The organism is Microcystis sp. 49638_E5 (assembly GCF_021300285.1).
GTDB lineage: Bacteria > Cyanobacteriota > Cyanobacteriia > Cyanobacteriales > Microcystaceae > Microcystis > Microcystis aeruginosa_C.
Genome location: NZ_JAJTDH010000023.1, coordinates 65,134 through 79,441 on the forward strand (window position 1 = coordinate 65,134; position 14,308 = coordinate 79,441).

Here is a 14,308-nt window from a genome sequence, read left to right on the forward strand (position 1 = left end):
GGTGCAAGCTGCGCCCAAAAGCAGCAAATTTGACAATTGACACAATTTATCCAAGAGAGCCAATTTTTAGTGGCCACATTTTGCATTCCTCGTTTTACCTACTCCTAAAATTATAGCAGTAGTTGACTTGAAAATCACAAAATTAATTGTTGTGCCGCTTCATCTTCAGATAATTCGTCAATCTCCCCCAAGATTTGCACCAACTCATCACTCTTTACTTGTTCAATCTGTTGGTTAACAACTTTATTTGCTAGTTGGCTAATGGTAGGATTTTCAAACAAGCAGCGGAAAGGAAACTCAATTTCAAAGGTTTCTTTTAATCTAGAAATCAGTTGGGTTGCCAGTAAGGAATGACCTCCTAATTCAAAAAAATTATCATATATCCCTACCTTTGTCAACTGTAGAACTTCAGTCCAAATTGTTACTAATTCCCGTTCTGTAGAAGTTCGAGGAGCAACAAATTCAACTCCGAAATTCTGCTGGGAAATATCGGCAGCAGGTAAACCAAGACGATTGATTTTACCATTAGCAGTGAGAGGAAATTTGTCTAAAAAGACAAAAGCATTCGGAATCATATAATTAGGCAATTTTTGACTCAGATAACTTCTGACATCACGGGCTACTAATTGATAATTCTGGGGAACCAGATAAGCAACTAAAGATTTATTCCCAGGAACATCTTCTCGTATTGTAACAATAGCTTCCCTTATTTCAGAATAATTAGTTAAAACCGTCTCAATTTCCCCTAATTCAACGCGGAAACCGCGTATTTTTACCTGATTATCAATGCGCCCCAAAAACTCCAGATTTCCATCGTTCAGACGACGCACTAAATCCCCTGTTTTATAAAGACTATCCTCAGCTAAAAAAGGATTATCAATAAACTTTTCATGGGTTAAAATTGGCTGATTCAAATAACCTCTGGCAACACTTTTTCCGCCTATGTAAACTTCGCCAGGAACCCCGATAGGAACCCGTTGTAAATTATGATCAAGTAAGTAAACTCTTCTATCCCCAATAGGTTTACCAATGGGAATTGAGTTGACATTTTGATCGAGTTGTTTGGGAATCACATAACAAGAGGTAAATACGGTACATTCTGAAGGTCCATAACCATTAATAATTTGTGTTTGTGGTAATAAATCTAAAGCACGACGAACATGAGAAACAGACAAAGTTTCTCCTCCTATGATCAGTTGTTTAACTTCTAATAAAGCTTCTGGAATTGTATCAATAATTAGGTTAAATAAAGCACAAGTCAGCCAGAGAATATTCACCCCTTCTTCTTTGATAATTTTACTCAAGTTTTCAGGAGTGGGAACATTGTCTGGGAAAAGCACACAACGCCCCCCATAAAGCAATGGTGGCCACAATTCTAAAGTTAAAGCATCCCAAGAAATTGAAGAATGTTGTAGCCAAATATTGTCAGCATCAAGCTTAATATAATCAACCCCAAACATAAAACCGATGAAGCTACGATGAGGGACTTCGGTTCCCTTTGGGGTTCCCGTTGAACCTGACGTATAAATAATATAAGCTAAGTTATCAGGAGTAACTTGAGTTGTAACTTGAGTTAATAAATTGTCAGAGGAATATTGACTAATATTTTCCCATTCTGACTCAATATTAATGACCTGTTGAATATCATTAACTGGTAGTTGATTAGATAAATGAGTTTGAGTTAAGAGTATGGGGCATTTTACATCTTCGAGCATGAAAGTTAATCTTTCTACTGGATAAGCAAAATCCAAAGGAACATAAGCCCCTCCTGCTTTAAGAATCCCTAAAATTGCGATTACCATCAAAGGCGATCTTTCAATACAAACCCCTACTTTATCCTCTAATTTTATGCCTAAAAATTTTAAATAATGGGCTAATTGATTAGCTCTTTGGTTTAACTCTTGATAGGTTAATTGTTCATTCTTATAAATGATTGCGATCGCATCAGGAGTCTTTTCTACCTGTTTCTCAAATAACCGATGAATACATTGATAGTCAATATCTTTGTTTAGAGAATCATTTTGATTTTCTGCCAATATTAATTGTTCTTCCTCCTAGGAATAATCACAACTGTCAAAGGATAGTTTGTTCTTTCTAAACACCGAATATCAGTAATTTCTAAGGTTTTTTCCGAAGCATTTTTCGAGGAATCTACTGGATAATTTTCAAATACCAAAATACTTTCAAATAAAGATATTTTAGGCGGAATATCACTATTTTTCTGAATATCAGCTAAGGAATAATAAATATAGGGTTCTTGTTCAAATTGCTGACTTTGTAATGCTTTTAACCAAGGAATCAATTGCTCTTTGCCAGAAATTTGTAATCGCACTGGTAAAGTATTGATAAATAGCCCCACCATTGCATCAATATTTGGCAACTCACTCGTGCGCCCAGATACCGTTGCGCCAAAAACAATATCCGTTTCTCCACTATAACGAGAAAGCAGTAAACCCCAAGCTCCTTGTACTAAATTATTAAGGGTTAAATGATGTTTTTGTGCCAATGATTGTAATTGATTCGTAATCTCAAAAGATAACTTAAAAGAAATTTCTTGATAACTTTCTTGTTGGGGTTGATTCTCAATCAATTTATCAACAACCAGAGGTATAGGTGCTTCAAACCCTTTAAGTCTTTGTTGCCAAAATTTCTTAGCTTGAGAACTATCTTGTTGCTGTAACCAACTAATATATTCTCGATAGGGATGACAGAATTTTAATTGTAAAGATTCACCTCGATTATAACTTTCATATAAGTCAAAAACCTCTTGAAGAATGATCTGCATTGACCAACCATCAAATAGAATATGATGATGACTCCAAATAAATTGATAACTGTCGGTTTCTAACTGTATTAAAGTAAACCGCATTAAAGGTGCCTGAGCAAGTTCAATTCCTGAAGCGCGATCACTTTTCAAAAACGACTCTAATGCTTCTTTTTGTTGTAAATTATCCCAATGTTTCCAGTCATAAACCATCCAAGGTAATTCTACTTTCTGACTGACCATTTGCAGAGGCTTTTCAATTTCTTCCCAATGAAAAGAAGTTCTTAATACAGGATGTTTAGCAACAATTTCTTGCCAAGCCTCTTGAAAAAATGAAAGATTCAATCGTCCTTTTAAGGTACAAACTAGCTGCTCAAAATACACCTCAGACTCTGGGGAATAAAGGGTATGAAAGAGCATACCTTGTTGCATCGGAGAAAGGGAATAAATATCTTCAATGTTATTCATTAAACCTACCTCGTTTTACCTTTCTTTTGATTGATTTTTGACAGGAACTTATCTAGCTGTTCTTGGCTAACTTGAGCAGCAGAAAAGTCTGATGGTGTATAACCTTTATCCTTGCATGACTGACAGTGAAGAATTAGGCTTTTTAAGACGCTCATAAATCCATTTGCCAATTTTTCAATGGTCTCTCGTTGATGAACTTTCTCACTATAAACAAATTGCATTTCTAATTTTTGAGAACGAATTAATCCACTAATTTCTAGCAAATGACTGCGGTTTCCCACAAGACTTCGTTCCGTTTTCCATTCTTTGACTTCTCCTAAAACCCCTGATGCGGATAGTACCTGATCAAATTGACCTAAATAATTGAAACTAACTTGTGCTTTCATCAAGTCCTCAAATTCTTTTTTAACCTCTTCATCTTTAGACAAATACTTTGAAACACCATAACCAATACCACGATTGGGTAAACGACGCAGTTGCTCTTTAACTGATTTTAAGGTTTCTGGAAGTTGTCCCGTTTTACTCCCTTCTAGTCGCACTGGAAATAAGGTGGTAAACCAACCAACAGTACGAGATAAGTCTATTACTTCAAATAAATCTTCCCGCCCATGGCCTTCTAAGTCAACCATTAAAGATTTTTCTCCTGTCCATTGGCTAAAACTTTCCAGTAAAGCAGTTAACAAGACATCGTTAATTTGGGTATTATAAACACCAGGAACATCTTGCAATAATCCACGGGTTTCTTCTTCATTCAAAGATAGGTTAATGACTTTAGCAAAGCTTAACTGATTGCTCTCTTTTGTCCAAGGATAATCAATAGGTAAGGAAACAATTTCTTCGGTTAATTGGGATAGCCAATAATCTTTTTCTTGTTTCAATTTTTCAGATTGACTATAGGTGACTAATTGGTTAGACCAATCTTGAAATGAAGTGGTTTTTAACGGTAATTTAATTTCTTGACCTTGACTAATTTGTTGATAGGCTGTAGCTAAATCTTCAAGTAAAATGCGCCAAGAAATTCCGTCTATCGCTAAGTGATGAATGACGATAAGTAATTGACTGGGTTGTTCATTTCCTAAGTTAAATAAAACAACTTTGACAATATCTCCTGTGGCTAGGTTTAGACTCCTTTGAGTTTCTTCATCTTTGGCTATAATGGCTGTTTTTTGCTGATCGGGAGACAGTTGTGATAAATCAATTACCTCTAAAGGTATTGCTTCTTTTGTGCTATCACTAATTTGAGTTAGATTTTCATCTTCTTGAAGATAATGCAACCGCAAAGCATCATGATGATTCAGTAATGCTTGTATAACTTGCTTTAACGGTTCTGGATTTACTGTTGCTGGAACTTCAATTAATGCTGATTGATTAAAGTAATTAACATCAGGTAAATCCTGCTCAAATAACCAATGTTGAATGGGCGTTAAAGGGATAATTCCTGTCACCAATTCTTGATTAGCTTTTATTTGCTGATCTGTTCCGACAACGGTAGCTAATTCGGCAATGGTTTGATACTGAAAAAGTTGCTTAGGACTTAATTGTAATCCCATTTGATTCGCTTTGGAAATCATCTGGATACTAATAATTGAATCCCCTCCTAGTTCAAAGAAGTTATCATGAATACTAACTTTTTCCAGTCTTAAGACCTCAGCCCAAATTGCTGTCAAACGTTCTTCTATCGGGGTTTTAGGGGCAGCAAACCCACTTTCTAAGGAAGTCGTTTCTGGAATCGGTAAAGCACGATGGTCAACTTTGCCATTATGAGTAACAGGAATTTCCTCTAGGAAAACAAAAGCAGAGGGAACCATATAAGGCGGTAATTTCTGCTTAAGATAGTGGCGGATTTCTTCGACTTTGTTTTCATGTTTATTACCTACAACATAAGCAACTAATCGCTTAATCCCTGGGCTATCCTCCCTGGCAATTACGACTGATTGTTTGATGGATGAATATTGATTTAAAACCGTTTCAATTTCAGTCAATTCAATGCGAAAACCCCGAATCTTAACTTGAGAGTCAATGCGCCCTAAAAATTCCAAATTACCGTTGAACTTATAGCGAACTAAATCCCCTGTCTTATAGAGTTTTTCCCCCGTTTTAAAAGGGTTATCTATAAATTTTTCAACCGTTAATTCTGGTTGGTTTAAATAACCCCTTGCTATCCCTAAACCCCCGATATGAAGTTCTCCAGGTACGCCAATAGGCATCGATTGTAGGTATTGATCTAAGATGTAAACTTGGACGTTATCAATGGGTTTTCCGATGGGAATTTCTGGTTGACTAATAGGGCTTTCTTCTAGATAGTGTAGGGTAGAGACAACGGTGGATTCTGTGGGGCCATAACTATTAACCAGTTGGGGATATTGTCCCACATATTCCTGCCACATTTTTACCCTTTCTGGTAACACTCGCTCACCTCCTAAAATTACCAGTCTCAAAGATGGCGGTAATCGGAGATTTTCTTGAATAATTTCACTGACTAATAAATGCCAGTAAGCGGTGGGTAAATCCCAAATTGTTACTGCTTTTTTCTGAGATTCTTGTATAAATGCTGAGACAGATTTCATCATTTCTTCTGTTCTCAAAACTAAGGTTCCCCCACAACTTAAACAGGGATAAATTTCTTCTGCTGCCGCATCAAAATTAATAGAAGCGAATTGTAAGACGGTATCTTGTGCGGTTATTTCATATTTTTTTATCGCACTTTGGGTAAAGTTAATCAAAGATTGATGTTCAATTAATACCCCTTTTGGTTGTCCCGTAGATCCTGATGTATAGATAACATAAGCAAGGTTTTTTTCATTTAATAAAAGTTCAGGATTCTGGCTACTTTCTTGAGCAATAGTGTCTTTTTGACTATCTAAACAAACCCATTGAAGTGCCTGTTGAGTTTTTAGATTTGCCCATTTTTCTAAAGTAACCACAATAGAAACTTGAGCGTCATTAACCATATAAGCCAGTCTATCTTCTGGATAGGTGGGATCTAGGGGTAAATAGGCTCCTCCTGCTTTGAGTATTCCTAATAGTCCAATGAACATTTCTAAGGAACGTTCCAGAAAAATGCCGACTAAGTCGTCAGGTTTAACTCCTAATGTTTTGAGATAATGAGCAAGTTGGTTTGCCTGTTCGTTTAATTGTTGATAGCTGAGGTATTTATCCTCAAATAGAACAGCGATCGCCTCTGGTGTTTTCTTGACTTGTTCTTCAAAGAGTTGATGAATTCCCTTAACTTTCGGATACTCAGCTTGAGTGTTATTCCATTCCACTAATAACTGATGTTTCTGTTGCTCTGTTAACAGAGAATATTGAGATAGTTTTTGATTGGGATTCGCTAAAATTCCTTGTAATAGGGTTTGATAATCTTCGACCATTCTGTTGATAGTAGATTCATCAAAAAGGTCAGTATTATATTCCCAAACCATCGTAATTCCTTCGGTCTCAATTCCTTTTGTTTCCGAAGTCGAATTACGTCCAACCCGTTGCTCAGAACGAGGAATAACCACAATATCTAAGTCAAATTTTGCCGAATTATTAGCAAGGGCATCATTCGGTTTAATGCTCAATCCAGGCAAATTCAAATCAGGTAACTGAGCATCATGGAAACTAAACATCACCTGAAATAAAGGATTATAACTTAAATGACGAACGGGTTTTAACACTTCGACGACTTTATCAAAAGGTAAGTCCTCATTGGCATAACCTTCTAGGGTAACTTGACGTACTTGCTCTAACAGTTGTTTAAAAGTGGGATTTCCCGAAACATCAGTACGAAGCACGATATTATTGACAATCATGCCAATAAGTCCCTCTGTCTCCCGCAACCGTCGGTTAGCCACTCCAGAACCCACACAGATGTCTTCTTGGCCTGTATAGCGATAAATTTGCGCCACAAAGACTGCAAACATACTCATGAAAAGCGTTACCCCCTCTTGGCGGCTTAGGCTTCTTAGAGGTTGACAAACATCTAAAGGAAGATCTACCCGTACTCTTGCTCCCCCATAGGTTTGCTCAGTTGGCCGAGGACGATCATAGGGTAATTCCAATAGAGGAGGAATACCCGCTAATTTTTGATGCCAATAGTTGAGTTGTGCTGTTGCTTCCTCTGTTTTCGTCCATTCTCGTTGCCAATGAGCAAAGTCCACAAACTGCAAGGAAGGTTCACTTAATGGAGAAGGTTTTCCTTGAGAAAAGGCTTGATAAAGGGCGACTAATTCCTTTAAAAATAAATTAAATGACCAGCCATCATGTACCATGTGATGTTCCACATGAATTAACACCCATTCTTGCTCATTTAATTTTAACAATGTCCAATGTATTAACGGTAATTGACTAATATCAAAGGGTTTGTGGATTGCCTGCTCAGTCAGTTTTTGAACCTCTTCTTGCTGTTTATCTTTGGAAATATTTTGTAAGTCAATAATGGGTATTGTAACGGGTTCGGGTGGATGAATGACTTGTACCAGTTTCCCCGCTACAGAGGGAAATGTGGTGCGGAATATTTCATGACGACGTAGAATTTCACTGATACTTTTTTCTAAAATAGATACATCTAAAAAGCCTTTAATGCGTAAACTTTCTTGAAATTGATAGGCGGTGATCGAGGGGGCTAATTGTTCAATAAAATAAACCCTTTCTTGAGCAAAAGAAACAGGCAAATAACCGTCCCGTGCAATAGGCTTGATTGTTTTAAAGCTAGTTGTTTTTTTATCTTGCTGTTGCTCTGTAATTGTTTGACTTAAATCTCCAATTGTGGGATTCTCCAACAATTTTTTAAAGGAAACTTCAATCTCAAAAATATCCCGTATTCGAGATAAAATTTGTGTGGCAATTAGGGAATGTCCCCCCAAGTGAAAAAAGTTGTCATTGACCCCAATTTTTTCTAATCCAAATACTTGATGCCAAATTTTTGCTAATTTTTCTTCTTGGTGATTACGAGGGGCAATAAAGGGAGTTTGACGCTCGTTCCCGTCATAATCTGGTACGGGTAAAGCTTTACGATCAATTTTTCCATTGGGACTAAGGGGCAACTCATTTAATACAACAAAAGTCGCAGGAATCATATAGCTCGGAAGCTTATTCTTCAAAAATTGTTGCAGAGTTACGGTTAAATTTTCCTCGGTTGAATGGGGAACAAGATAAGCAACTAATCTTTTATTTCCCAGAGGATCTTCTCGATCAATAACAACGGCTTGAGCGACTTGATGATGTTGCAGTAAAACGGTTTCAATTTCTCCTAATTCAACTCTAAAACCGTTGATTTTAACTTGATGATCGACTCTTCCTAAATACTCTAAATTACCGTCGGCTAAATATCTGCCTAAATCTCCGGTTTTATATAATCTTTCTGAGGGGCTAAAGGGAGCTTGAATAAATTTTTGAGCAGTTAATTCTGGACGATTCAAATAACCCCTGGCAAGCGCAGTACCCCCGATATAAATTTCTCCTGGTGTTTCAGGAGGAACGGTTTTTAAGGTTTCATCTAAAACATAAACTGAAATATTTTCTCCTAAACTCTTTCCAATAGGAATTTCTGTCCTGTTGCGTTGACTTTGTGTTAATTGTGATAGGCGACAAAGGCTTACCGCAATTGTCCCTTCCGTAGGGCCATAAACATTAATTAATTCAGGAAAATTTCCTACATTTTTAAACCACATTCTCACCAATTCTGGTTGAACTCTTTCTCCGCCGATAATGACTAATCGCAAGCTGTCTGGTAATGCTATTTTACTCTTAACTAATTCATTGACTAATAAATGCCAGTAAGCGGTGGGTAAGCTCCAAACAGTTATTTGCCAATCTTGGGATTTTTGAACAAATGAAGGAATAGAACTGATCATTTCTTCAGTTCGTAAGATTAAGGTAGCACCAGAACAAAGAGTAACATAGATTTCCTCTGCGGCCACATCAAAACTGATAGAGACAAATTGAAGAGTGCGATCGCGTTTAGTTATCTGGTATTGAGCGATCGCTAGTTTAGTAAAATTTACCAAGGATTGGTGTTCAATCATCACCCCCTTCGGTTTTCCCGTTGATCCCGATGTGTAGATGACATAGGCTAAATTCTCAGGATTTACAGTATTAACCAGATTCTCCTGACTATGACTGGCAATTTTTGGCCATTGACTATCTAAACAAACTACCTGTCCTTTATAGTCGGAAATTAAGTTAGACCATTGCGCTTGCGTGACCAATACAGATATTTGAGCATCCTGCACCATGTAGGTCAATCTTTCCCTGGGATAAGTCGGATCGAGCGGTACATAGGCTCCCCCTGCCTTAAGAATGCCCAATAAGCCAATGATCATCTCTAGGGAACGATCAACACAAAGTCCCACCAATGTCTCGGACTTAACCCCCAAGGTTCGCAAATAATGGGCTAGTTGATTCGCTTTAGTATTTAATTCCTCATAGGTCAATTGCCCTTGTTCTGACAGGACAGCCACCGCTTCGGGTGTGCGTTCAACTTGGATTTCAAATAATTGGTGAGTGCATTGATTGAACATGGGAAAAATACCTAGAGAAGTCGGTGGCTAGAAGTCCTAGTCTTGAACAATAACATAGAAGATCGCTAAATTACAAGGCGATCACTTAAAAAAATCTGTATTTGACGGGGTGACAAGAGCCTCTGATAAATATGGCACTTATCGGTATCTCGACGTACAGTTTTTTTTACAAAGCTTGCTGAGTAAGGATTTTAGCTTTTTGTCTGCACGGTTTAATTAAGCAAAGTGCTGTATATTCTTATCAACCTCAATTGTCAACATTCCACATTGGCAGTAATATCAATACTGTAAGTCATTCAATTTATCGGCGGGACTTTGTGGCAATTTGGCTCTTCTGGCTTACTAGCTTAAATTGTATCATAGCGATACAAAAAAACGGGTGTTAATCATGGAATCCTTAACGTAAAAGGCTTTTATCCAGTATTAGCTTTATTTACCATTGTAAAACCAGATGAGTCAGCAATTTTAATGAATTAATGAATTAGAGGAAAAATGGAAACTCTTCCTATTAAAATTTCAGATACGACCTTACGAGATGGGGAACAACAAGCTGGATTGTTCTTTCCCCATAAAATGAAACAGGAATTTGCCCATTTAATTTCTCAAACAGGGGTATCTGAGATCGAAATAATGCCTTGTGTTTGTGATGACGAAACGAAATTAGTCAAAACCTTAGTAGCAGAAGGATTAAAGCATCAAATTGTTGCTGCCACACCGATCAAAAAGGATTTTATAGATATAGCTAAAGACTGTGATCTTGGTCAGATCGTACTTTTTAAAGGGCTTTCTGATCGCTTACTTTTTCTACGCGATCATGAAATCTCTCAGATGAAAGAGTTTCAAGGCAAGACCATTGATGATGACATTCCGGATCACATTATTAACCGAATCCGTCAAAATGCCATTGATGAAATTGTTAACCATTTACGCTATGCAACTCAGGAAGCAGGATTAAGGGTAAAATTTGCGATCGAGGATGCCTCAAGGGCCGATTTTGACTTTTTGGTTGAGTGCTTGCGTACCTTCAGTCCTTATGTTGAAGACTTTTACCTCTCTGATACCGTTGGGGTTTTGACTCCCGAAAAAAGTTATATTTGGGTTAACGATCTCTTGCAAAGCACTACAGAGGTCAATCTAGGAGTACACTACCATAATGATTTAGGCTTGGCTTTAGAAAATACCTTACAATCAGTTATGGCAGGCGCGACCATCGTTTCGGGAACCTTTGGCGGCATTGGTGAGCGTTCAGGAAATGTTGCCATTGAGCAGGTATTAAACGGCTTAAAAATTCGCTTTGGCATTGAAGTCGAAGGCATTAACTATGAGGCGATCGCCCCAGTTCTGGATTATATGGAACAAAAAGGCATTCGTCCCGCCGCTCCTTACTCCCAACAAGCACAACGCCATGAATCTGGCATTCACGTCAATTCGTTGTTAGTAGATCCCAAAAGTTATGCCGTGTTGCCCCACAACACGATTGAAATTCTCTTTGGAAAATGGAGTGGTGCCAGCAATTTCCGTTATCTATTTGAAAAAGAACTCAATCATCCCCAACCCAAGGAACAATATGAGAAAATGCGCTCTGTGATCAAAACCTTAGCTGTAGAACAAGAACGATATTTTACCGCCGAGGAGGTGGTGGAGTTATGGAAAAATGGCATCTTTGAATAAATCATCCTATCGTATCGTTGCCATCCCAGGAGAAGGTATTGGGCCTGAAGTCGTCGAAGCGTCCTTAACCATTCTGCGCCAAGTTGCCCAACTTGAGGGATTTGCCTTAACTATAGACTATGGCTTGCTCGGTGGCATGGCCTTAGAAAAATTAGGTAGTACTTTTCCCCCAGAAACTAGCCAACAGTGTGAAGGGTCTGATGGCATTGTTTTTGGGGCAGTGAGTCAAGGGGGACTTCTAGAACTACGGAGGCACTTCGACTTTTTTATTAATCTGCGACCCATTCGCAGTTGCCCAGGTTTACTGCATACATCCAGTCTGCGACCTGAGAAAGTACAAAATCTCGATATTTTAATCGTTCGAGAACTGGTCAGTGGCATCTATTTTGGCTCGGCGGGGCGGGGTACGGATGAAAAAGGGGCCTACGGCTATCACACCATGTGCTATTACGATCGAGAAATTCGTCGTATTGCCAAGGTAGCCCTCCAAAAAGCTCAGGAACGTCGAGGTTTACTGACCGTTGCCCACAAAGAAAATGCCCTACCTCAGATTCCTTGGACTCGATTGGTACAAGAGGAAGCTACCAATTTTTCTGATGTGGTGGTGTCCCCAATGCTCGGTGATAACTTAGCCATGCAACTGGTTCTCAATCCTCAACAATTTGATGTGATTTTGGCAGGGAATATGTTTGGGGACATTCTCAGTGATATTGGTGGAGCGTTGGTGGGTTCCATTGGATTATTGGGATCAGCCAGTCTCAATGACCAGGGTTTGGGGATGTATGAAGCCATTCATGGAACTGCCCCAGATATTGCTGGCAAGGGCATTGCCAACCCTTTGGGTACTCTAGCGGGTTGTGTTTTGATGCTACAACAATGGGGAGAAATCAAGGCCGCCCAACGGATTCTTAATGCCCAGGAGCGACTTTTAGGCAAAGGATACCGCACTGCCGATTTGTTCCCTCAAAACCAGGAAACTTTGGTCAATACGGCTACCCTCGTTGACCTATTCCTTGAAGAAATTTCCCTTGAACAACCTACTGAATGAGGAGTTTAATCCATGACTGATGCTAACAAAATCCTCTACCTGGGAAATGATATTAATACTGACGATATTATTCCCGCTAAAAGAGGGACGAACGATGATCCAGACCACTTAAAACAATATGCTTTAGAACACATCATTGGCGTGGGAGAACTACTCAAGTATGATGAGATCGAAGCAGGGGATAATTTTGGCTGTGGCTCAAGTCGGGAAATTGCCCCCATTGCCCTCAAAGCGGCTGGAATTAAAAAGGTTAAAGCGCGATCGTTCGCCGAAATTTTCTATCGTAATAGTATTAATATTGGACTACCCTTGGAAATTATTGGGGAAACGGAACGCAACCCTGTGGTAGAAGCGATCGCCAACGAGGGCGGCTTAATGGCCTTTAATCAAAAGCGTCGTCAAGGCAAGGTTAAAATTCCGCCCAGTATCACCCCTGCCCGTCCCATGACCAGGGTAGAAAAGATGTTAGCAAAAGCTTCGGGCAATGATTATGTCAAACCAGGGGAAGGGGTGTTTGCCAAGATTGATCTGGCTTTATCCCATGACGCGGTGGCTAGTTCGGTCGCGAAGGTATTTTATGACAATTATGGAAAAACCGCCCAATTATGGGATCCGCAACGGGTGGTATTAGTCGCTGATCACTTTATCCAAATTAATGACATTCGCCTTGATAACAAAGCCCCGGTTATGTATGAGCAGATGGTCAAATTTGCCCAAGCTCAAGGCTGTCATCTGTTGGATGTCGTGTCTCCAGGGGAAGCGGCTGGTATCTGTCATGTGTTGCTCCCAGAACAGGGATTTATTCGCCCCGGAATGATCATTGCAGGAACGGACTCCCATACCTGTACCTATGGAGCCTTAGGAGCCTTTTCCACAGGGGTGGGAACCACAGATATGGCCAATATTTTTGCAATGGGGGATATGTGGATACGAGTCCCACCCACTTTGGTGTTTGAGTTATCGGGAACCCTTCCTCCTCAGATTAGTGCCAAGGATATTATCTTATTTATTCTGGGCAAATTGGGCTGTGGGGGAGCCACCAGCAAAGTCATGGAATTTCGCGGCTCTATCATTGAACAATTGCCCTTAGATGAACGCCTGACCTTGGCTAATATGGCCATTGAATGTGGTGCCATGTGTGGTTTAATTGCGGCGGATGAAGTGACAAACGATTATGTTACCAGTCGCACACCAATCGGGTTTGAAGACGCGTGCGCGAAGCGTGCCTTTGGCATCGCTGACCCCGATGCCGAGTATGAGGCTATTTATCAATTTGATCTGAGCCATTTGGAACCCCAGGTTGCCCGTCCCCCTAAACCAGATCAGGTAGTTAACATTACTCAATTAGAAGAGGTTCCTATCACCAAAGCTTTCATCGGCTCTTGTACCGGCGGAAAACTCTACGATCTCGCTCAAGCGGCGGCGGTATTAAAAGATCGTCAGGTTGCCCAGGGGGTAGATTTATTCGTGGTGCCAGCTTCGATGGAAGTACGTCAAAAAGCTGAAGAATTGGGCTATCTTGCCATTTTTGAGAAATCTGGAGCGCAAATACTAAAATCTGGCTGTGGAGCTTGTATTAACTCAGGAAAGGGAGTATTAGACAAGGAAGAAACGGGAATCTATGCCACCAATCGTAATTTTAAAGGACGCAGTGGCGACCCTACCGCTAAAAACTATTTGGCTTCCCCCAGAACGGTCGCAATTTCGGCTGTCAAAGGAAAAATTACTGCCAATCTTGATTAATAGTTACTAATTCTGTACGCAAATATTGCATCTAGAATTAGCTTTGTACGCTTTGACCCGTACTGGGTTAACTACGAACCTCTCTATCGGATTCCCGCTAAAGGCGGCCTC

At 39.5% G+C, this 14,308-nt stretch carries 4 protein-coding genes and 2 pseudogenes; 4 read left to right on the plus strand and 2 right to left on the minus strand.

The annotated features are described in order from the left end of the window. Positions 1–134 precede the first annotated feature (134 nt). Together LW728_RS23390 and LW728_RS08860 are read right to left on the minus strand one after the other, a co-directional pair. Positions 135–3,232 (minus strand): annotated as a pseudogene (locus tag LW728_RS23390) (non-ribosomal peptide synthetase). Between the two features lie 5 nt (positions 3,233–3,237). Then, positions 3,238–9,735 carry a non-ribosomal peptide synthetase gene (locus LW728_RS08860; RefSeq protein ID WP_287766341.1) on the minus strand — a complete coding sequence of 2,166 codons (6,498 nt, stop codon included), beginning with the start codon at positions 9,733–9,735 and terminating at the stop codon, positions 3,238–3,240. A 492-nt stretch (positions 9,736–10,227) separates the two neighbouring features. Here LW728_RS08860 and LW728_RS08865 point away from each other — a divergent pair, with 492 nt between their 5' ends. The 4 genes and pseudogenes from LW728_RS08865 (at position 10,228) to LW728_RS08880 (ending at position 14,197) form a co-directional block, all read left to right on the plus strand. After that, positions 10,228–11,406: a hydroxymethylglutaryl-CoA lyase-like TIM-barrel protein gene (locus LW728_RS08865; protein ID WP_287766344.1), complete on the plus strand. Its 1,179-nt coding sequence runs from the start codon at positions 10,228–10,230 to the stop codon at positions 11,404–11,406. Continuing rightward, on the plus strand, positions 11,390–12,454 hold the full coding sequence (locus LW728_RS08870) for an isocitrate/isopropylmalate dehydrogenase family protein (RefSeq protein WP_287766347.1): 1,065 nt from the start codon (positions 11,390–11,392) through the stop codon (positions 12,452–12,454). The genes LW728_RS08865 and LW728_RS08870 overlap by 17 nt, the downstream gene beginning before the upstream one ends. A 159-nt stretch (positions 12,455–12,613) precedes the next feature. Next, positions 12,614–12,766: pseudogene (locus LW728_RS08875) on the plus strand (3-isopropylmalate dehydratase); the annotation flags it as partial. Between the two features lie 132 nt (positions 12,767–12,898). Further along, complete coding sequence (locus tag LW728_RS08880) at positions 12,899–14,197, plus strand: 3-isopropylmalate dehydratase large subunit (protein ID WP_287670347.1); 1,299 nt, start codon at positions 12,899–12,901, stop codon at positions 14,195–14,197. The last annotated feature ends 111 nt before the right edge of the window (positions 14,198–14,308 follow it).